The sequence below is a fragment of the Kitasatospora sp. NPDC017646 genome (assembly GCF_044329365.1).
GTDB lineage: Bacteria > Actinomycetota > Actinomycetes > Streptomycetales > Streptomycetaceae > Kitasatospora.
On the sequence record NZ_JBIRJC010000002.1, the window covers coordinates 251,085 to 268,479 of the forward strand.

Annotated in this window: 15 protein-coding genes, 1 tRNA gene and 1 pseudogene; 11 read left to right on the forward strand and 6 right to left on the reverse strand. The window is 73.2% G+C overall.

All coding sequences use genetic code 11. From position 1 onward, the window contains the following. The first annotated feature begins 135 nt into the window (after nt 1-135). Together ACH4J0_RS04190 and ACH4J0_RS04195 are read left to right on the forward strand one after the other, a co-directional pair. Nucleotides 136-2,526 (forward strand): phosphoribosyltransferase, encoded by a 2,391-nt coding sequence (locus tag ACH4J0_RS04190; RefSeq protein WP_396236518.1) that lies wholly within the window; start codon nt 136-138, stop codon nt 2,524-2,526. Further along, nucleotides 2,526-3,383 carry an HAD family hydrolase gene (locus ACH4J0_RS04195; protein ID WP_396236135.1) on the forward strand — a complete coding sequence of 286 codons (858 nt, stop codon included), beginning with the start codon at nt 2,526-2,528 and terminating at the stop codon, nt 3,381-3,383. Before ACH4J0_RS04190 ends, ACH4J0_RS04195 begins: the two co-directional genes overlap by 1 nt. On the opposite strand, the gene ACH4J0_RS04200 is transcribed toward ACH4J0_RS04195, so the two are convergent. Both ACH4J0_RS04200 and ACH4J0_RS04205 read right to left on the reverse strand, forming a co-directional pair. Further along, nucleotides 3,380-3,601 (reverse strand): zinc ribbon domain-containing protein, encoded by a 222-nt coding sequence (locus ACH4J0_RS04200; RefSeq protein ID WP_396236136.1) that lies wholly within the window; start codon nt 3,599-3,601, stop codon nt 3,380-3,382. The genes ACH4J0_RS04195 and ACH4J0_RS04200 overlap by 4 nt on opposite strands. Before the next feature lie 22 nt (nt 3,602-3,623). Continuing rightward, on the reverse strand, nt 3,624-4,997 hold the full coding sequence (locus ACH4J0_RS04205; protein WP_396236137.1) for a hypothetical protein: 1,374 nt from the start codon (nt 4,995-4,997) through the stop codon (nt 3,624-3,626). Nucleotides 4,998-5,136: 139 nt separating this feature from the next. Here ACH4J0_RS04205 and ACH4J0_RS04210 point away from each other — a divergent pair. Then, nucleotides 5,137-5,208, forward strand: a tRNA-Val gene (locus tag ACH4J0_RS04210). 500 nt (nt 5,209-5,708) lie between these two features. Continuing rightward, nucleotides 5,709-6,329 carry a GntR family transcriptional regulator gene (locus tag ACH4J0_RS04215; RefSeq protein WP_396236138.1) on the forward strand — a complete coding sequence of 207 codons (621 nt, stop codon included), beginning with the start codon at nt 5,709-5,711 and terminating at the stop codon, nt 6,327-6,329. A gap of 380 nt (nt 6,330-6,709) precedes the next feature. Here ACH4J0_RS04215 and ACH4J0_RS04220 read toward each other — a convergent pair whose 3' ends face one another. Genes ACH4J0_RS04220 through ACH4J0_RS04230 form a run of 3 tightly spaced genes read right to left on the reverse strand, consistent with a single transcriptional unit; the run spans nt 6,710 to nt 7,581 of the window. After that, nucleotides 6,710-6,874, reverse strand: coding sequence for a hypothetical protein (locus tag ACH4J0_RS04220; RefSeq protein WP_396236139.1), 165 nt, complete (start codon nt 6,872-6,874; stop codon nt 6,710-6,712). Nucleotides 6,875-6,901: 27 nt separating this feature from the next. Further along, entirely contained in the window at nt 6,902-7,087 is a 186-nt protein-coding gene (locus tag ACH4J0_RS04225; RefSeq protein ID WP_396236140.1) for a hypothetical protein, read from the reverse strand. Beyond that, nucleotides 7,084-7,581 carry a hypothetical protein gene (locus ACH4J0_RS04230; protein WP_396236141.1) on the reverse strand — a complete coding sequence of 166 codons (498 nt, stop codon included), beginning with the start codon at nt 7,579-7,581 and terminating at the stop codon, nt 7,084-7,086. The genes ACH4J0_RS04225 and ACH4J0_RS04230 overlap by 4 nt, the downstream gene beginning before the upstream one ends. Nucleotides 7,582-7,877: 296 nt before the next feature. Here ACH4J0_RS04230 and ACH4J0_RS04235 point away from each other — a divergent pair, with 296 nt between their 5' ends. The 3 genes from ACH4J0_RS04235 (at nt 7,878) to ACH4J0_RS04245 (ending at nt 10,620) form a co-directional block, all read left to right on the forward strand. Continuing rightward, nucleotides 7,878-9,137 (forward strand): helix-turn-helix domain-containing protein, encoded by a 1,260-nt coding sequence (locus ACH4J0_RS04235; protein ID WP_396236142.1) that lies wholly within the window; start codon nt 7,878-7,880, stop codon nt 9,135-9,137. Between the two features lie 14 nt (nt 9,138-9,151). Beyond that, entirely contained in the window at nt 9,152-9,697 is a 546-nt protein-coding gene (locus ACH4J0_RS04240) for an NUDIX hydrolase (RefSeq protein ID WP_396236143.1), read from the forward strand. A gap of 392 nt (nt 9,698-10,089) precedes the next feature. Next, nucleotides 10,090-10,620, forward strand: coding sequence for a hypothetical protein (locus tag ACH4J0_RS04245; protein WP_396236144.1), 531 nt, complete (start codon nt 10,090-10,092; stop codon nt 10,618-10,620). 246 nt (nt 10,621-10,866) lie between these two features. Here ACH4J0_RS04245 and ACH4J0_RS04250 read toward each other — a convergent pair whose 3' ends face one another. Beyond that, nucleotides 10,867-11,982 carry an ABC transporter ATP-binding protein gene (locus tag ACH4J0_RS04250; RefSeq protein WP_396236145.1) on the reverse strand — a complete coding sequence of 372 codons (1,116 nt, stop codon included), beginning with the start codon at nt 11,980-11,982 and terminating at the stop codon, nt 10,867-10,869. 27 nt (nt 11,983-12,009) lie between these two features. On the opposite strand from ACH4J0_RS04250, the pseudogene ACH4J0_RS04255 reads away from it, so the two are divergent. The 4 genes and pseudogenes from ACH4J0_RS04255 to ACH4J0_RS04270 all read left to right on the forward strand — a co-directional run. Continuing rightward, nucleotides 12,010-12,324: pseudogene (locus ACH4J0_RS04255) on the forward strand (VIT1/CCC1 transporter family protein); the annotation flags it as partial. A gap of 200 nt (nt 12,325-12,524) precedes the next feature. Next, on the forward strand, nt 12,525-15,062 hold the full coding sequence (locus ACH4J0_RS04260) for an ATP-dependent Clp protease ATP-binding subunit (RefSeq protein ID WP_396236520.1): 2,538 nt from the start codon (nt 12,525-12,527) through the stop codon (nt 15,060-15,062). A 295-nt stretch (nt 15,063-15,357) separates the two neighbouring features. After that, complete coding sequence (locus ACH4J0_RS04265; RefSeq protein ID WP_396236146.1) at nt 15,358-16,512, forward strand: sensor histidine kinase; 1,155 nt, start codon at nt 15,358-15,360, stop codon at nt 16,510-16,512. After that, nucleotides 16,509-17,186 carry a response regulator gene (locus ACH4J0_RS04270; RefSeq protein WP_396236147.1) on the forward strand — a complete coding sequence of 226 codons (678 nt, stop codon included), beginning with the start codon at nt 16,509-16,511 and terminating at the stop codon, nt 17,184-17,186. Before ACH4J0_RS04265 ends, ACH4J0_RS04270 begins: the two co-directional genes overlap by 4 nt. The last annotated feature ends 209 nt before the right edge of the window (nt 17,187-17,395 follow it).

Sequence of the window (17,395 nt, forward strand, 5' to 3'; positions counted from 1 at the left end):
GCACCGGACGAGCACCGGCGGATGAGCAGCACCAACGAGCACCACGAACGAGCGGCATCGAAGGCGGTACCAGTAGTGACGAGCAGTATTCAGCAGACCACGTGGACCGGGCGCTGGGTCGCCGAGCGGACCGGGATGGCGCTGACCGGATCGGAGCGCCTGCCCGAGCTGGTCGGTCTGGCCCTGCGCTCCGGCAACCCCAAGCGTGCCCACCTGCTGGTCTCCAGCGTCCTCGGCAAGCACGTTCCGCAGCGGCCCGCCGTGGTGCACGGTGCCGGGCTCGAACTCGGTCGGCGCGTGCGCGAGTTGCTCGGCGGCGAGGCGGCGGCGCGGGCCGTCGTGCTCGGCTACGCGGAGACGGCCACCGGCCTCGGCCACAGCGTCGCCGACGGCCTCGACGCGCCCTACCTGCACTCCACCCGCCGCCCCGTCTCGGGGATCCCCCCGCTCGGCGGCTTCGAGGAGGAGCACTCCCACGCGACCGGGCACCTGCTGCTCCCCGTCGATCCCGGACTCCTGGGTGGCGGCGGACCGTTGGTGCTGGTGGACGACGAACTCTCGACCGGCCGGACGGTCCTCAACACCATCCGCGAACTGCACGACCGCCACCCCCGCGACCACTACCTGGTGGTCTCCCTGGTCGACCTGCGCTCGGCCGAGGACCGGCACCGGCTCGCCGCGGCCGTCGCTGAACTCGGCGCCCGGCTGGACGTGGTGGCCACCGCGAGCGGTGGCGTCGACCTGCCCGAGGACATCGTGGCGCGAGCCGAGCGGCTCATCGCCGCGGTGCCCCCGACCGCCCCGCCCCCGGTGGTCGACCCGGCCCCGCTGGTCCGGGTCGAGCTGGACTGGCCCGCCGGGCTGCCGGACGGCGGCCGGCACGGCTTCACCGCCCGCGACCGCGAGCGGCTGGACGCCGTGCTGCCCGCGCTGGCAGAGCAGTTGGCCTCGGCCCTGGCGGGCGCGGAGGCTCCGTCCGGCACGGCGGAGCGGGTGCTGGTGCTCGGCTTCGAGGAGCTGATGTACGCGCCGCTGAGGCTCGCCGAGGCACTCGCCCAGCGGCTCGGCGGCGACCGCGTCCGCTACTCCACCACCACCCGCTCGCCCGTCCTCGCCGTGGACGACCCCGGCTACGCCATCCGCACCCGGCTGGCCTTCCCCGCCCACGACGACCCCCAGGACGGCGGCTCGCGCGAACGCTACGTCTACAACGTCGCCCCCGGCGCCGACGGAGTCCGCCGTTTCGACGCCGTGGTGCTGGTCGTGGACGACGTGGCCGACACCCCGGCCCTGCACCAGGGGGAGTACGCGCTGCTGCGCCAGCTGCGGCAGGTCACCGGCCGGGTGCTCCTCGCGGTGCTGCCCTCGCACCGGCCGGCGCTGCCCGCCCCGCTGTACGGCCCGGCGTTCTCCTCGTACCGCCCGGAGGAGGTGGCCTGGCTGCTCAAGGACCTCTCCGAGGTCCGGCTGGAGGCCCCCACCGAGGAGCGCGAGGAGGCAGTCCAGAACGGCGGTGCGCACTACGCCGAGTCGCTGCCGGTCGAGTACCGGCCCAGCCCCGAGTACCAGGAGCTGTTCCACCAGGCGCTGCGGGGCTCCGCCGACCGGATCGCGCTCGCAGTCGGCACCGTCGCCGAGACGCTGCTGCGCGAGCGCGGGCCCGGGCTGGTGCTGGCCTCGCTGGCCCGGGCCGGGACGCCGGTCGGCATCCTGGTCCGCCGCTGGCTCGCCTTCGCCCACGGCCTGGACGTACCCCACTACGCGGTGTCGATCGTCCGCGGACGGGGCATCGACCGGGTCGCCCTGCGCTACCTGGCGGCCCACCACCGGGCGGCGGACGTGGTGTTCGTGGACGGCTGGACCGGCAAGGGCGCGATCACCCGCGAACTCGCCGACGCGCTGACCGGCACCGGCTTCGACCCGGACCTCGCGGTGCTCGCCGACCCCGGCCGCTGCGTGCGCACGTACGGTACCCGGGACGACTTCCTCATCCCCTCCGCCTGCCTCAACTCCACGGTTTCCGGGCTGGTTTCGCGCACCGTGCTGCGCGCCGGGCTGATTGGTCCGGACGACTTCCACGGGGCCAAGCACTATGCCGAACTGGCCGGCGGCGACGTCTCGGAGGCCTTCCTGGCCGCGGTGGCCGCGCGCTTCGGCGACGTCCGCGCGCAGGCGGTCGAGGGCGCCGAGCGGCTGGCCGCCGATCCGGACCGCACCCCCGACTGGGCCGGCTGGGCCGCCGTCGAGCGGATCAGCGCCGAGTACGGGATCGACGACGTCAACCTGGTGAAGCCCGGGGTCGGCGAGACCACCCGGGTGCTGCTGCGCCGCGTCCCGTGGCGGGTGCTGGCCCGGCGCGGCACCGGCACCGACCTCGACCACGTGCGGCTGCTCGCCGCGCAGCGCGGCGTTCCGGTCGAGGAGGTGGACGGGCTGCCGTACAGCTGCGTGGGCCTCATCCACCCCCGCTACAGTCGGGGCGCGACGGGGGCCAGCGGGCTGGCCGTGCGGGGGAGGGAGTCCTGATGGGTGGCGGGACGGCGGGTGGCGCGATGAGTGGTGGGCCGGCGGGCGCCGTGCTGGTGGCCAGTGATCTCGACCGTACGCTCATCTACTCCGAGCGGGCGCTGGCGCTGGACGGCCCCGACCGGGAGGCGCCGCGGCTGCTCTGCGTGGAGGTGCTGGACGGGCGGCCGCTGTCCTACCTGACCGAGCGGGCGGCCGCACTGCTGGCCGAGTTGGGCCGCAAGGCCGACTTCGTGCCCGCCACCACCAGGACCGTCGAGCAGTACCGGCGGGTCAACCTGCCCGGCCCGCGGCCGGCTTACGCGATCTGCGCGAACGGCGGGCAGCTGTTGGTGGACGGCGAGCCCGACCAGGACTGGCGCCGCGAGATCACCACTCGGATCGCGGCCGGCTCGGCGCCGACGGCGGAGGTGGTGCGCCAGCTCGCGCTCTGCGCCGATCCGGAGTGGACCCGCAAACGGCGGGTCGCCGACGACCTGTTCGCCTACCTGGTCGTCGAGCGCGACCGGCTGCCCGACGGCTGGCTGGCCGAGCTGACCGGCTGGTGCGCCGAACGCGGCTGGCGGGTCTCGCTGCAGGGCCGCAAGGTGTACGCCGTGCCCCAACCGCTGTGCAAGAGCGTGGCGTTGGCCGAGGTCGTCCGGCGCAGCGGCGCGGCCACCGTGCTGGCGGCCGGGGACTCGCTGCTGGACGCCGACCTGCTGCTCGCCGCCGACGCCGGGTGGCGCCCCGGGCACGGCGAACTGGCCGACAGCGGGTGGACGGCCCCCGCCGTCACCGCCCTTGCGGAGGTGGGGGTGGCGGCGGGGGAGGAGATCGTCCGTCGGTTCCTCTCGGCTGCGGTCGGCCAGCGCTAGCCGCAGCACCCGCCGCCGCAGCAGCCGCCCCCGCCCCCGCCCGGGGCCTGCTGGGGCGCGCCGCCGGCCGCCGCCCCCGTGACGGCGACGGTGGACAGCAGCTTCACGGTGTCCTGGTGGCCCTGGGGGCAGACAGCGGGGTCGTTGGCCTGCGCCATCGGGCGGCTGAGCTCGAAGGTGGCGCCGCAGGAGCGGCAGCGGAAGTCGTAGCGTGGCATACCGGCAGGGTACCGACCGTGCTCAGCGGTGCTGGCCCAGATCGCCGCGGATCAGGCCGATCACCCGCGCCGCCGTCTCCCGCACCGCCGCCAGCTCGGTCAGGAAGTGCCAGTAGTCCGGGTGCCGGCCGGCCGCCTGGAGGGTCGCCACCGCGCGGTCCACCCGGGCCACCGCCTCGTCCAGCGGGGCGGCGTGCCGCGGGTCCGGCGCGCTGCGGCCGGCCATCGCCAGGCGCTGGGCGTCCCGCACGGCGAAGCGGGCCCGCTCCACCTCCCGGTTCGGATCGTGCTGCACCTCGTTCAGCTGCCGGAGCCGGTCGTTCACCGCCTGCACCGAGCCGTCCGCGGTCTCCAGCAGCGCCCGGACCGTAGCGATCGCGGCCGTGGCGTCCGCCCAGCGCTGCTCGTCCCGGGCCCGGGCGGCCTCGGCGAGCTTGCGCTCCGCGGCCCGGCCGGTCTCGGCGACCTGCTCGGGCACCCGCTGGAGGTCCTGCCAGCAGGCGGTGCTGAACCGGCGGCGCAGCTCGCTCAGCGCCGGGTCGACCGTCGCCGCCTTGGTCTCCAGCGCCTGGATCCTGGTCCGCAGGCTCGACACCCGCCGGTCGAGCTCGCGGGCCCGCTCGGGCAGCTGGGCGGCGTCCGCGGTGATCGCCTCCGCGCGCCGCTTCACGTTTTCGGCCCGCTGCAGCGTGGCGGCCACGCCGTGCCGCGCCGCCCCCTCGTTCAGCCGCCCCAACTCGGGTGCCAGCTCGGCCAGCCGGGCCGCCAGGTCGTCGGCCCGCAACCCGGCGCCGCGCACCCCGTCGAGCGTGGTGGTGGCCTGCAGCAGCGCGCGCTTGGCCTGCTCGACGGCCGGGGTGACCCGCATCAGTTGCTGCTCGGCGTGCTGGACGGTCGGCTGGAGGCGGCGCAGGAAGTCGGTCAGCTCGGCGCGGGCGGAGTGCAGCTGGCCCTTCACGTCCTCCAGCAGACGCTGCGCCCGGACGGCGGAACCGGCGTCCAGGGCCTCGTTGTCCAGGTCATGGGCGTCGAGGGCGGCCAGGTAGTTCACCGTGACCTGCTCGACCCGGCCGGAGATGGCGGGCAGCTCGGCCAGCGCCCGTTGCGCCCCCGCGCCCTCCTCCGCGGCCCGGACGGTCTCCACGGCGAGCTGCACCTCGCGCTGCGTCTCGTCCAGCTCGTAGAACGCCTCCTGCGCCGCGGCCCGGGCCTCCTTGGCCTCCGCCCGGACACCCTCCCCGGCCCCGCGCCGACCCCACCAGCCGCCACTGCCCGCCGACGCCAGCCCCACCGCTCCCAACGCACCCGCCAGCACCACCGGCAACACCAGCGCATCGCCCAGCGCACTCCCCGCCCGACGCCGCCCCCGCCGCCCGCTCCCGCCGGCCACCGCCACTGCGCGCTCCCTGCTCCGTCCCGCTGATCCGCGCCCATTCTCCCCGATCCGCGCCCCCCACCGGCACCCCGGGGCCCACACCACCCCCCGGGACCAGGTACCCTAGGCTCTCGTCGTGCGCCCACCGGGCCACGACCGGGGGCGCGTAGCTCAGTGGTAGAGCGCTGCTCTTACAAAGCAGATGTCGGCGGTTCGAAACCGTCCGCGCCCACCCCGTGAACAGCTAGAACGCAGACATCAGCCCTGGTGGGGAGTGGTTTTCCTGCCGGGGCTGATGCTCGTTATGTAGCCTTCCTGTAAGGCATCTGAGTCTGCCTGATGTCTCACTCGGGGGAGCCGTCCCCAATATTTCCCCTAAATGATCATGGCGTTTGCGCTGGTCAGGTTTGGGGCGGACGTGAGAGCGCCCCCGGCCGGGTTCGACGGTCGGGGGCGCTCGCGCCGGGGCAGAGGGGTGGTCGTCGACTTGCTTCGGCGCGTTCGAGGGCCCCAGGCGCAGGACTCACCTGGGGGGTCGATGGGTGTATGGATCTAGTCGGCCAGGGTATTCGAACTGGAGTCCGAAGGCTGTTGTCTCGTTCAGATTTGTACTAACAGCTTGCGATGGGGCCTCTGACCAGCGCAAGGGCTTGGGCGCCCAAGCTGTCGAACATATCCCTACGGTTTGGTCACGGCCACCATGGGCCGCCGTGACGACGTACAGGGACGTGCATGCCTCGGGTCGCGCCGCCATACCAGCGCGTCGCCGCAGAGATCCGCCGACGGATCGCCAGCGGCGAATGGCCGCCCGGCCGCCAACTACCTTCTCGCGCCAAGCTCGCTGCGGAACTCGGCGCGACCGATGCCGCCGTCCGACTCGGAATGGCCCTCTTACGGCGGAGCGGCGAACTCGAAGGAACGCAGCGAACCAGGCTCTTCGTGGCGCATCCTCCTGCTGTGCGCACACTCCTCGACCCAGATCGAGACTGGCCATACCCCGGCGGCGAAGGAGCCACCGGCAGCTGCCGCGCAGACGCCGACCTCGCCCAACGGCTCCATGTGCCCGTCGGCGCGCGCCTTCGATGGCGCCGAGACGAATGCCTCGACCCCGACTCCAGGCCCAGCCACCTCGTCACCACCTGGTGGAGAGGAGCGCGGACGCGATCCTGGGCACGATGCGACGCCGAAGCCCAGCTCCACCAGCTGACCGCCGACGAAGCCGAACACCTCGGCCTGCCGCAAGGCGTCCCGGCCTGGCTGATCCAGCGAACCCGAGTGGCCTCCTCCGGGAAACCCGCGGAGACGGCAGACATGGTGCTGCCAGCGGACCGCTGGCGAGTGCGCCTGCGGTAGAACTAGGCCGGCCGTACCGCCGTACGGTCGGCCATCACCGCTGCTACTCGGTCGGCGGCGGAGTGGGCGGGGGCGGGCTGGACGGCCCCGGCGCCGGCGGTGGCGGGTGACCCAAGCCGCCCGGGTTACCGGACGGCTTCCGCTGTCCGTCATCCTGCAGCATGGTCGTCTCCTCCTCGTTCTCGACCGCCGGGATCTCGTCCGGCAGCGGCATTGGGGGGTGCAGGGGCGTTCGGGTGGGCCCTCGGGAAGCACGGCCTCGCTGTCCGCGCCACCGGCCCTGCTCGTTTCGGGGTACCGTGCCGCTCACGTCGTTCTCCTCGCGCTGCTGGGGGTCACCATCGTGGCCCTGGCAGAGGATGCTGCGGGCGGGATTCCCGTCACCGGCCCGCGCGCCTGAGCTTCGACGCGGTCTTCTTCGCGTTGTTCGCGCGGGTGATCGACGGGCCGGCAGGCTTGCCCCTGTCGTGCTGCTCGTGCGCGGTGTCCGTGTGCGCGCCGGCAGCGTCGTCGTGTCGCTCGCTCAACGGCTTCTCGTCAGCCATGGTGGCGCTTCTCCTCGAGGTGGTCAGTCAGTGCGTCGGCGAGGTCGTGCTCGGGTCGGTGTCCCGGGACGGGCAGTGCTCGACCTCGGCGACGTAGGCCGTGATGTCCTGGATGAATCGGCCGTAGACCCATCGGCCGCAGACGGTGCACCGCCCGTACTCGATCTGCTCCTCGCCCTCCGGCACGACCGACGCCTCGCCGACGGTGCTCACTGGGCCAGCTCCCGTCCGGGCAGGCCCCGGTAGCCAGCGATGTAGGCCTGACGCTGGACCCACCCCTGAGCGCTGGACTCCATGGAGAACGCGCGCACGGTGCCTTCGTCGTCCCGCACCAGGGCGTCGGTCTCGGTGTCGCGGATGGCCCATGACCGGCCTCCGCGAGGGCCGGGGGGCAGCGCTTCGACGGTGTACTGGGCGCCAACGCGCTGAGCGTGGGTCAGGCCGTCGCCGTGCCACACGCGGACGATCGCCTGGCCGCCGCTGGTCAGCCCGAGGGGCCAGTCGACGACGCCCGAGCCGTCCATCATGCGCGAGAGGTCCGCCGTGCCGCCAGAGCCGAGCAGCCGCTCCATCGCTGTCAGCTCGTATGCGCTGATCGGCAACTGGCGCACCGTCTGCCAGAGGGTGTCCAGGGCCTCCAGTGCCGGGAGTGTGGTGCGGTTCAGGTGGCCGTCCACCGCGACCGTCAGGCTGTCGGTACTCAGCATGCTGCCTCCTCCTCAATGCACTTCGGGTGAGCCACCACGGCCCAGCTGAGCGGCGCGGCCCCTGGTCGTGTCGCCATGGGGTAGTGGCCCGCGGGAACCAACTCGCCGTCCTCTTCGCCACAGTGGATGCAGGCGTGGCCCTGCAGCTGAGCCTGGGTCGGCTGCTGTTGATGCGTCGTCACGGGCACAGCATCGGCGTCCCCGTGGACTGCCACTAGGGCCATGGTGAGTACCCACGGTGGAGCCCTCGTGGCCGGTACTCTCGTGCCACCATCGACCCGGGAGGCCCCGCCCCGATGCCCACACCGGAACCGCTCCCCGCCAGCCTGCTCACCGACCCCGCGTTCGTGAGCGCGTGCGCACGGCGCGAAATCGGCGCGGTCTTCCAGCTCGCCCGCGCTCGGGCGGGTGTCGGTCCCGCCCAGCTCGCCCGGCGCACGGGGCTGTCGACCAGCCGCGTCACCGAGATCATGACCGGGGGCCGGACGGTCTCCAGCATGGACGTGATCGAGCGGATCGCCGACGGCCTACGCATCCCCGGGCGAATGCTCGGACTCGCCGACCGGCCCTGGGAGCAGGCAGCCGAGCCCGCCGCCTACCGGCCGGCGGCCGTACCCGAGACCTGGGAAGTCCTCGACATGCTGTCCCGCACCACTGCGTCAGATGCTGCTCTCAGCCACCTGGAGGCAGCTGTAGCCGACGCCGCGTTCCGCTACCCCTCGACTCCGCCAGCCGAGTCCGTGCCCACTCTGCAGCGACAGTTGGTCGGCGTCCACGAGATGCTGGCCCGCCCGCAGTCCCTCGTCGCCCGGCGCCGTGGAGTGCGGATACTGGCCGCTGTCTCCGGCCTGCTCGGCCTCGCGCACCACGACCTCGGCGACCGAGCCAAGTCGGACGCACACTTCCACCTCGGCGCCGTCGCCGCCAGCGAAGGCGAGGCCGACGACCTGACCGCTTGGCTCCTCACCATGCAGAGCATCGTCGAGTACACGGCAGGGCGCCGAGACACCGCGGCAGTACTCCTCCAGCAAGCATCCGTCCACGCTGAGACCGCGGCGCCCCGGCGGCGCGCATGGGTCACCGCCAACCTTGCCCGCGCGTTGGCCGCTGCCGGCGATAGGACCGGGGCCCTAGCCTCGCTCGACCAGGCCGCCCACCACCTCGACCTCGCAGACGAACCGGTGGGAGGCCTCGACTTCTTCACAGCCCCGCGTCTCGACGGACTTGCCGGAGAGGCCTACACCCACCTCGGCGAACACGAAGCGGCCGACAACCTGCTGCAAACCGCGATCAGCCGCAGGGCCGTCGCCGACGTCAAGGGCCGCGCCGTCCTCACCCTCGACCTCGCCGAGGTACGGCTCGCACAGGGCAACCTCGATGCCGCCTGCGCGCTCGCGCACGAGGCTCTCGACATTGCCGACGGAAGCGTCGTCCAGCCGATCGTCCTCCGGGCCCGAGCATTCCAGCGATCCCTCGCACCGTGGTCGGGCGTGAGGCCCGTCCGAGAGCTTGCTGTGCGCGTGAGAGAGTCGAAGACGCAGATGGTCCACGCGTGAGGAGGCCAGACGACATGGAGTGGCAGACGTTCGGACGTCGGCAGGTCTACGGCAGCCCGTGGGTCGAGGTGTGGCTCGACGAGGTCGAGGTACCCGGCGTCGGTTGGATCGACCACCACGTCGTCCGCTACCCCAAGGCGTCGACCACCGCCGTCGTCACCAATGAGGTCGGCGAATTTCTCCTCCTCTACCGGCACCGGTTCATCACCGGCCGATGGGGCTGGGAGGTACCAGCCGGCTGGGCCGAGCCGGGCGAGGACCCCGCAGCAGCGATCGCCCGCGAGGTCGAGGAAGAGACCGGCTGGCGACCGGGCCGCGTCGAACTGCTGACCGAGTACGACGCAATGGCCGGGATCAGCGACGCGCATTTCCGCTCGTACCACGTCACAGGCAGCACCCAGGTGGGCGAGCCGGAAGACATCTCCGAGGCGACCCGGGTGGAGTGGCTGACCGAGGCCGAGGTGGTCAAGCTGCTGACGAGCGGCGAGGTCGCGGACGGCCCGTCGCATGCCGCACTCTCCTACTACCTCGGCCCCCACCGGCTGAGCCGCACCGTCTGACCTGCCTTGTCCGAGGCTGGTCGTACGATTGCCACATGCCCAAGCCTCTGCCGCTGCCTGATGACCTGCTGCCTCTCCACGCCGCCGCGGTTGAGGCCGATCGGGCGATGACCGCGACCCGGGAAGCCGGCGGCGACGTAGACGCAGCCCGGGACGCGTAGGTCGCTGCGGCCCTGGCCCTGCGCGCCCACCACATCTGGGAGGAAGCCCGGGCCGCGGGCTGCTACGCGCAGACCTGGCAGGCCTCCATGGACGCCGCGAAGGCTCACCTCGACGGCGAGCTGGCCGCGGCCTGACCCGTTTTGGTCACAGCTCGGCCAAACCGCCCCCAAACGGTACGCCTGCGCAGATACGGTCCCCCTCACCACCCGCACCACGTCCCAGGGGGGACCATGCGCCGCACCGCCCTCACCCTCCTCACCGTTGGCCTGCTCGCCGCCACCGCCGCCTGCTCCAGCACCACCACGGACAGGCCAGCCGCCCCAGCCCCGAGCCTCACGGCCGCAGCCCAGACGGGCGGAACCGCCAGCCCGAAGGCAGCCCCGCCCGCCGCCGCTCAGGACGCCGCAGCCGTCGCCGCGAAGATCAAGAAGGCGGTCCACACCGCCACCACCACCACGAACATCACCGCCGCCGACGACCCAAACAAGTTGCTCGGCCGGCCGCACCAGTACACGAGCGCAACCGTCATCACCGACAGCCGCATCGAAGACACCAACGCGTCAGGCGCCGACCGTGGCGCAACCGTCGAAGTCTTCGCCACCGCCGAGGACGCGAAGGCCCGCGCCGCCTACATCGAGGCCATCGGCAAAGCGCAGCCGATCTTCGCCGAGTACGACTACGTCCACGGCACGGTACTCGTGCGCGTCGCCAAGGCGTTGACGCCGGACCAGGCCGCTGAGTACGACAAGGCCGCCGGCTGAGGATGCGACGAAGCGCCCCCGGGTCGCGGGTCAGGACGACGGTGGGGATCCGCTCGCCGGACACCGTCAACCGGTCCTGGCCCTCAAGGCTGACGGTGATCGCGCCGAACAGGGTGTCCTCGGTGGTGAAGGGGGCGGGCGTCGGCCGGTCGGTCATCTGTTCTTCCTTCGGTGGGGTCGGAACTCTGGTAACGAGGGCGGGAGTTCGAGGGCCAGGCCGATCCTCGCACCTGCCCGGCGGAGTTCTCACCCGGCGGCGGGCGCCAGCCGGCTGCCCGCCAGCTCGCGGTAGAAGTCGCTGCGGTCGAGCAGCTCCTCGTGGGTGCCCTGGTCCAGGACGCGGCCGCGGTCGAACAGGACGAGCCGGTCGGCCGAGGCGACGGTGGAGAGCCGGTGCGCGATCAGGAGCACCGTGCAGTCCCGCGCGGCCAGTTCGACGGTGGAACGCAGTGCCGGTTCGCTGCGCCCGTCCAGATGGGCCGTCACCTCGTCCAGTAGCAGCACCTGCGGGCGGCGCAGCAGCGCGCGGGCGATGGCCAGCCGCTGCCGCTCGCCGCCGGACAGGGCCAGGCCGCGGGCGCCGATCTCGGTGTCCAGGCCGTCCGGGAGTCCGGCCACGAAGTCGGTGAGCAGCGTGCGGCGCAGCACGTCGGCGATCTCCTGCTCGGTGGCGTCGGGGGCGGCGTAGAGCAGGTTCTCGCGCAGGGTGCCGGCCGGCATCGGGCAGTCCTGTTCGACGTAGGCGATGCGGCGGCGCAGATCGGCCCGGGGCAGCGTGCCGACATCGGTGCCGTCCAGCCGGATGCTGCCGCCGTCCGGGTCGTAGAAGCGCTGGAGCAGGGAGAACAGGGTGGTCTTGCCGGAACCGGAGGAGCCGACCAGCGCGGTGATCCGGCCGGCCGGGGCGGTGAAGGCGACGCCGTCGAGCGCGGGGGCGCGGCCCGGGTACGCGAAGGTCACGTCGGCGACGGTGACGTCGGGTGCGTGGCCGGTCGGGTGGGCCGGGGCGGCGTCGACGTGGTCCTCGGCCTCCATCCGGTTCAGCTCCTCGATCCGGGCGAGAGCGCCCAGGCCCTGCTGGAGCGAGGAGAAGCCGCCGACCAGCGAGACGATCGGTCCGCCGAGGTTGAACAGGTAGAGCAGGAAGGCGACCAGCGCGGCCAGGTCGAGGCTGCCGGTCGCGGCGAGCACGCCGCCGAGGCCGATCACGGCGAGGAAGGAGGCCTGTACGACCAGGCCGGCCAGTACGGCGATCAGCGCCTGGTACCGGGCGCCGCTCAGTCCGGCCTGGTAGGCCCGCTCGGCGGCGGCCTCGGCCCGGGCGGTCTCGGTCGCCTCGCCGCCGTTCGCCTTGACCCCCATGCCGCGCCGATCGGATGAGCCGTACCGCTGGCGGACCACGCGCAGACCGAACTGGGCATCGACCCGAAGGCGTTGACCGATCCCTGGGAGGCCGCGCTGGCCAGCGCGGCCGCGTTCACGCGGGGGGCGCTTTTGCCGCTGCTGGCGGTGATGCTGCCGCCGGAGTCGTGGCGGCTGGGGTGACGGTGGTCGCGGTGGTGCTCGCGCTGACGCTCTCGGGCTGGACCAGCGCCCGGCGGGGCCGGGCCGGGGCGGGCGGTGGCGCGCAACGTCGCTGGCGGGTTGTCGGCGATGGCGGTGACGTACGGCGGCGGCGTGCTGCTGGCCCACGTCATCGGGTGAGGCGCTCACGGGGCGGGCGCGCTCTGGGCGGGGTGAGACGCTTGCGACGGGTGCACGTGGGACGGGCTCGGCCGGAACGGAGGCCCCCGGAACGGGCCGTCGGCAGGACGCCCGCGGGTCGGGTGCGCTCGGGAGGCGGGCACTCGCGCCCTGTGTTTGTGTGGCTGCAAGCCGCTTGGGAGAGGTGAAGTGCCGTGACCATGCCCCCGTTCGGATCGAACGACCCGTTCTCCGACCTGCTCAGCCGGTTCTTCGGGATGAGTCCGCTGGCCTCCCCGCCCGCCGTGCAGCGGGTGCCGATCGGACGGTTGCTCAGTGAGTCCTCGCAGGAGCTGCTGGGGCTCGCCGCGCGGCGCGCGGCCGAGGACGGGAGCAGCGACCTCGACACCGCGCACCTGGCCTGGGCGGCCACCCGGGTGGAGCCCTCGCGGCGGATGCTGGAGCGGGCGGGCATCGACCCCGACCGGCTGTCCGACGACCTGGAGAGTGCGCTGCCGTCGGGGAGTCCGTCCTCGATCGACGGCCGGCCCGCGCTCACCCCCTCGGCCAAGCGCGCACTGCTCGCCGCGCACGCCCGTTCGCAGGCGGTCGGGGCCTCGTACATCGGCCCGGAGCACATCCTCGGCGCACTGCTGGAGCAGGAACGTTCCGGCGCGGGGACGGCGCTGCGCAACGCGGCGCCCTCGCAGGAGGCGCTGAAGTCGGTGATGGAGGGGCGCGGCACCGGCGGTGAGCGCAGCAGCACGGGGGCGCACCCGAGCGAGACGCCGACGCTGGACGAGTACGGGCAGGACCTCACCGAGGCGGCGCGCTCGGGTCGGCTGGACCCGGTGGTCGGGCGGGCCGAGGAGATCGAGCAGACCGTCGAGATCCTCTCCCGGCGGACCAAGAACAACCCGGTGCTGATCGGTGAGCCGGGCGTCGGCAAGACCGCGATCGTCGAGGGCCTGGCGCAGCGGATCGTCTCCGGGGACGTGCCGCAGAGCCTCAAGGACAAGCGGGTGGTCACCCTCGACCTGACCGCCCTGGTGGCCGGCTCGAAGTACCGGGGCGAGTTCGAGGAGCGGCTGAAGAGCGTGATCGACGAGGTCACTGCGGCCGGGAAGAGCGTGATCCTCTTCCTGGACGAGCTGCACACGGTGGTCGGCGCGGGCGGTGGCGGCGAGGGCTCGATGGACGCCGGCAACATCCTCAAACCGGCTCTGGCGCGCGGCGAGTTGAGCGTGGTCGGTGCCACCACCCTGGACGAGTACCGCAAGCACCTGGAGAAGGACGCCGCGCTGGAGCGCCGCTTCCAGCCGGTGCTGGTGCCGGAGCCGAGCGTCGAGGAGACGATCGAGATCCTCCAGGGGCTGCGCGACGCGTACGAGGCGCACCACCAGGTGCGGTTCAGCGACGGGGCGCTGGACGCGGCGGCGACGCTCTCCGACCGGTACGTCAGCGACCGCTTCCTGCCCGACAAGGCGATCGACCTGCTGGACCAGGCCGGCGCCCGGGTGCGGCTGCGCAGCCTGACCGGCTCCACCGCGGCGACCTCGGTGCACGACCGGATCGCCAAGCTGAAGAGGGAGTTGGACGAGGCCGTGGCGGACGAGGAGTTCGTGCGGGCCGCCAACCTGAAGGCCGAGTTGCGGCGGACCGAGGACGAGCTGGCGGCGATCGCCGAGTCCCGCGAGGAGGTCGTCGACGTGACGGCCGACGACATCGCGCAGGTGCTGTCCTCCCGGACGGGCATCCCGGTCGCGGAGCTGAACGCGACCGAGAAGGAGCGGCTGCTCAAGCTGGAGGAGCACCTGCACGAGAAGGTGATCGGGCAGGACGAGGCGGTCACCGCCGTCGCCCAGGCGGTGCGTCGCGGGCGGGCCGGGATGGGCGACCCGGAGCGGCCGACCGGCTCCTTCCTCTTCCTCGGGCCGACCGGCGTCGGCAAGACCGAACTGGCCAAGGCGCTGGCCGCGCTGCTGTTCGGCGACCCGGACCGGATGATCCGCTTCGACATGAGCGAGTTCCAGGAGAAGCACACCGTCTCCCGGCTGGTCGGCTCCCCGCCCGGGTACGTCGGGTACGAGGAGGCGGGGCAGCTGACCGAGGCGGTGCGCCGCAAGCCGTACAGCGTGCTGCTGTTCGACGAGGTGGAGAAGGCGCACCCGGACGTCTTCAACCTGCTGCTCCAGGTGCTGGACGACGGGCGGCTGACCGACTCCCAGGGGCGTACGGTCGATTTCCGCAACACCGTGGTGATCATGACCAGCAACATCGGGTCGCAGCGGATCCTGGACCACTCCGGGAACGTCGACGAGATCCGGGACGACCTGATGCGGGACCTGCGCCGGCAGTTCCGGCCGGAGTTCCTCAACCGGATCGACGAGGTGATCGTCTTCCACGCGCTCACCCGCAAGGACCTGCTGTCCGTGGTCGACCTGCTGCTGGAGCGCAGCCGGCGCCGGCTGCGGGCGCAGGAGGTGCGGCTGGACGTCACCGAGGCTGCCAAGGAGTACCTGGTCAACCGCGGCTACCAGCCGGAGTTCGGGGCCCGGCCGCTGCGCCGGACGATCCAGTCGGAGCTGGACAACCGGATCTCCAACCTGCTGCTGGACGGCACCGTGCGGGAGGGGGACACACTGCTCGCGGACGTGAGCGACGGCGAGCTGGTGGTGACGCCGGCGCGGCCGGAGCCGTCGGCGGCCTTCGAGCGGACGGAGGAGGGGGACCAGGCCACCGCGGCCGTCGAGGACTGAAGCCTCTCGTGCTGCCTTCCGGTTCGGGCGTACTCCAGCGGGAGTACGCCCGAACGCCACTGGTGGAGGACGCGCGCGGGCGGAGCGCAGGTCTAGCCTTCCGGGCATGATGCCGCCCACGTCCCAGCCCCCGGAGCCGCCCCCGGAGCGTTCGTCGGAGCCGTCGCCGGAGCGTTCACCCGAGCCGTCGTCCGAGCGTCCGTCGGAGTCGCCCCCGGAGCGTTCGTCGGAGCCGCCCGGGACGCGGCCGCCGTCGGCGGATGTGCCGCCGCCGGAGCCGTGGCGCCCGCCGTGGGTGCGTGCGGCCCGGGCGGGCCTGCCGGTGGGGCTGGCGGTGGTGGTCGCGGTGGTCCAGGTGGTCGGGTCGGGCTTCGCCGCCCGGCACCAGGCCGAACGCGTCCCGCTGGACGCCTTCGGCTACCTGCTGCTGCTGATCGGTCCGGCCCTTCTGGTGCTGCGCGGGCGCCGTCCGGTCGCGGCGGTGGTGGGGACCTCCGTGGTCACCGCCGGGTACCTGGCCGCCGGGTACCCGTACGGGCCGGTGTTCGCCAGCTGGGTGATCGCCTGCTGCTCGGCGATCGGCCGCGGGCACCGCCGGGCGGCCTGGGCGGGGGTCGGCGGGGTGTACCTGGTGCACCTGCTGGCCACCTTCGCCCTGCCGGACGGCTGGCAGCACGCGCCGCGGTCGGAGTTCGTCCGGCAGGAGGAACTCGGGCTGCTGGCCTGGCTGCTGCTGGTGCTGGCGATCGCCGAGTTGGTCCGCTTCCGGCGCGAGCGGATCGCCGCCCACCGGGCCTACCGGCAGCAGCTGGAGCAGCGCCGGGCCAACGAGGAACGGCTGAAGATGGCACGGGAGTTGCACGACATCCTGGCGCACAGCCTGTCGCTGATCAACATCCAGGCCGGGGTCGCGGTGGCGCTGCTCGACCGGCGGCCGGAGGAGGCCCGCACCGCGCTGGTCACCATCAAGTCGACCAGCAAGGAGGCGCTCGGCGAGGTCCGCCAGGTGCTCGCCACGCTGCGCGGGCCGGGGGCGGCGCCGCGCGGACCGGCGCCGGGGCTGGAGCGGCTGGACGAACTCGCCGAGCAGGCCGACCGGGTGGGCCTGGCGGTCGAGGTGCTGGAGGACGGCGAGCGCCGACCGCTGTCCGCCACCGTCGACCTCACCGCCTTCCGGATCGTCCAGGAGGCGGTGACCAACGTCATCCGCCATTCCGTGGCCCGGGAGGCGGTCGTGGTGCTGGACTGGCGGGACGCCGCCGTGCTGGTGGTCCGGGTCGAGGACCCGGGGCCCACGGTGGTCGGTGACGCGGGCGGGTCCGGCAGCGGACTGGTCGGGATGCGGGAACGCGCGGCCGCGTTCGGTGGCACCATCACGGCGGGGCCGCTGCCGGGCGGCGGCTTCCGGGTCCGGGCGGAGCTGCCGACACCGAAGGCGGAGAGCGATTGATTCGGGTACTGCTGGCGGATGACCAACTGCTGGTCCGGGCGGGCTTTCGGGCCCTGCTGGACCTCCAGGACGACCTCACCGTCGTCGGCGAGGCGGACGACGGCGAGGCGGCGCTGCGGCTCGCCCGCGAACTGGTGCCGGACGTCGTGCTGATGGACATCCGGATGCCCCGGATGGACGGGCTGGAGGCGACCAGGAGGATCGCCGAGGACCCGGCGCTGTCCTCCGTACGGGTGGTCGTGCTGACCACCTTCGAGCTGGACGAGTACGTCTTCGAGGCGCTGCGCTCGGGCGCGGCGGGGTTCCTGGTCAAGGACACCGAGCCGGCCGACCTGCTGCGGGCGGTCCGGGTCGCGGTGGCCGGGGACGCGCTGCTCTCTCCGGGCGTGACCAGGCGGCTGATCGGCGAGTTCGCGGCCCGTTCCAAGGGGCCCGAGGCGGCTCCGGAGGGGCTCTCGGACGTCTCGATGCTGACCGAGCGGGAGCGCGAGGTGCTGGCGCTGGTCGGGATGGGGCTGTCCAACGAGGAGATCGCCCGGCGGTTGGTGGTCAGCCCGCTGACGGCGAAGACGCACGTCAGCCGGGCGATGGTCAAGCTCGGGGCCCGGGACCGGGCGCAACTGGTGGTGCTGGCCTACGAGTCGGGGCTGGTGCGGCCGGGCTGGCTGGGCTGACGGGGCTGGTGCGGCTGAACCGGCTGAGCTCGCCGGGCAGTCGGCGGGGCGGAGGCGGCTCCCGCAGCGCTACTCCCGGCCCGGCGTGTCGCGGGGCAGCCGTACTCTTCCGGGAGTATCCCAACTGCCGCTGCTGGTAGGACGCGTGATGAGAGCCCTCGGCGGGACGCTCAAGGCACCTCGGGAGACCCCGGGGCGTGGAGCAGACC

Bases quoted from the DNA above. Each gene is read 5' to 3' on its own strand.
- ACH4J0_RS04200 (WP_396236136.1), bottom strand. From the start codon at position 3,601: ATGCCACGCTACGACTTCCGCTGCCGCTCCTGCGGCGCCACCTTCGAG.
- ACH4J0_RS04230 (WP_396236141.1), bottom strand. From the start codon at position 7,581: ATGCTGAGTACCGACAGCCTGACGGTCGCGGTGGACGGCCACCTGAAC.
- ACH4J0_RS04245 (WP_396236144.1), top strand. From the start codon at position 10,090: ATGCGCCGCACCGCCCTCACCCTCCTCACCGTTGGCCTGCTCGCCGCC.
- ACH4J0_RS04190 (WP_396236518.1), top strand. From the start codon at position 136: ATGGCGCTGACCGGATCGGAGCGCCTGCCCGAGCTGGTCGGTCTGGCC.
- ACH4J0_RS04250 (WP_396236145.1), bottom strand. From the start codon at position 11,982: ATGGGGGTCAAGGCGAACGGCGGCGAGGCGACCGAGACCGCCCGGGCC.
- ACH4J0_RS04240 (WP_396236143.1), top strand. From the start codon at position 9,152: ATGGAGTGGCAGACGTTCGGACGTCGGCAGGTCTACGGCAGCCCGTGG.
- ACH4J0_RS04260 (WP_396236520.1), top strand. From the start codon at position 12,525: ATGCCCCCGTTCGGATCGAACGACCCGTTCTCCGACCTGCTCAGCCGG.
- ACH4J0_RS04215 (WP_396236138.1), top strand. From the start codon at position 5,709: ATGCCTCGGGTCGCGCCGCCATACCAGCGCGTCGCCGCAGAGATCCGC.
- ACH4J0_RS04235 (WP_396236142.1), top strand. From the start codon at position 7,878: ATGCCCACACCGGAACCGCTCCCCGCCAGCCTGCTCACCGACCCCGCG.
- ACH4J0_RS04195 (WP_396236135.1), top strand. From the start codon at position 2,526: ATGGGTGGCGGGACGGCGGGTGGCGCGATGAGTGGTGGGCCGGCGGGC.
- ACH4J0_RS04220 (WP_396236139.1), bottom strand. From the start codon at position 6,874: ATGGCTGACGAGAAGCCGTTGAGCGAGCGACACGACGACGCTGCCGGC.